The organism is Acinetobacter sp. YH16042, assembly GCF_013417245.1.
In the GTDB taxonomy this organism is placed as follows: Bacteria; Pseudomonadota; Gammaproteobacteria; order Pseudomonadales; family Moraxellaceae; genus Acinetobacter; species Acinetobacter amyesii.
This window is the reverse complement of record NZ_VPEJ01000132.1, coordinates 1-1232: the sequence shown is the minus strand read 5'-3', so window position 1 is coordinate 1232 and position 1232 is coordinate 1. Positions and strand designations below refer to the sequence as shown.

The window sequence follows — 1232 nt, the reverse complement described above, 5'->3', positions numbered from 1 at the left end:
TCTGGTTAGGTTGGGCTTCTTTCGACGGTGCAATCCAAGAAATCCCTAGTCCGTTGATTGGTGCTCTTATCAGGTACGCACTGTAATCTTTCGATACCGCAGCGTGATTCGGAGGCAGAGCCGGAATTTCGTTTTCCGGTACGTTTTATTACCACAATTTGCCTGTTTATCCTTTCGGAGACCGGGCTAAGTCCGAGTCAATCAAGTGGTGCATTTGAGTTAATGTCTTTGAATGGTTTTAAGGAAGTAGTGACAAGCTAGCTTCCCATTGCTAAGATTGGATTGTCTAGGTCTGATCTTAGCAACGAATGCACCGAATCAGATTAGCAGAGCCGAAGTGATGTCACAATCATTTCGGCTCTGTGCCTTTCGGAGTATCACAAAAAAATCCCGTCATATTTAAATCCGCAACGCTCGCCGCAAGATGAAAATTTATTTTTCATCGAGGAAGCGGAAGTGCATCTGATGCTGATTGGTACTCGGTCACTCCGTTTTATTATTTTCCCGTTTTTTCTTGGCGCGTTTGTACATAGTTTTTACGGTAAGCACGCTTAAATTATGGGTTGTATGCTCATTTAAACAATCCGTTATGCGTTGCCATGATCGGTATTTTCTGGCTTCGGTGATTTCATCAAATGCTTCATCAAACACTTTTTGCATACTTTTGAGTCCACCAAAGGTCAGTAAAAAAATAGTTTTATTGAGCGATTCTCTTACAGGTTTGATCCCCGATTGTCTGATAGCATCGGCGATATGTTTTTCGAGTCTCTCTAATTCTTTTTTTTCCATCCCGATCACCTAAAAAATAAAATTAATGTGATGATAAGTGCATTACTGAGTAGAACGGTTAGGAAAAAGGTTATCGTCCAGCGAGTCAGCTTTTGTTGTGTTTTTTGATGTCGTTTTTTTTCATCATCCAGTTCTTGCCTTAAATGTGAGTATTGTTCACTGAAATCATTCAGAAGTTTTTGACTGGCGTTAAGCGTGCTGAGTTGATGATTGACTTCTAAGTTCCATTTTCGGAGGTTGTGGCGCAGTTCTTGGTCAATACGGGTGACATCATCCTGTAAACGTTCTGTGAGCGTTTTTCTCGGTGAAAGATGGAGTGATTCAGCGAGGATTTCACGTGCTTTGTTGGTGATAGTTTTATTTTCTCGTTCAGCAATGATTTGAAGTTTATCTTTGAGATCATCTTCAATTCTAAAGCTCACCGTTGTTGTTTTTTTGCTCTC

The 1232-nt window shown here is 40.7% G+C and carries 2 protein-coding genes; both read right to left on the bottom strand.

The features are described 5' to 3' along the window. Positions 1 to 483 precede the first annotated feature (483 nt). A complete protein-coding gene (locus FTV37_RS17540) occupies positions 484 to 789 on the bottom strand; it encodes a hypothetical protein (protein WP_179996778.1) in 306 nt (101 codons plus the stop codon). Positions 790 to 794: 5 nt separating this feature from the next. Continuing rightward, positions 795 to 1232 (bottom strand): hypothetical protein (locus FTV37_RS17535; RefSeq protein ID WP_179991849.1); only part of this gene is annotated, 438 nt, incomplete at its 5' end.

Excerpts from the sequence above, each read along its gene's own strand:
- FTV37_RS17540 (WP_179996778.1), bottom strand. The coding sequence starts at position 789 with ATGGAAAAAAAAGAATTAGAGAGACTCGAAAAACATATCGCCGATGCT.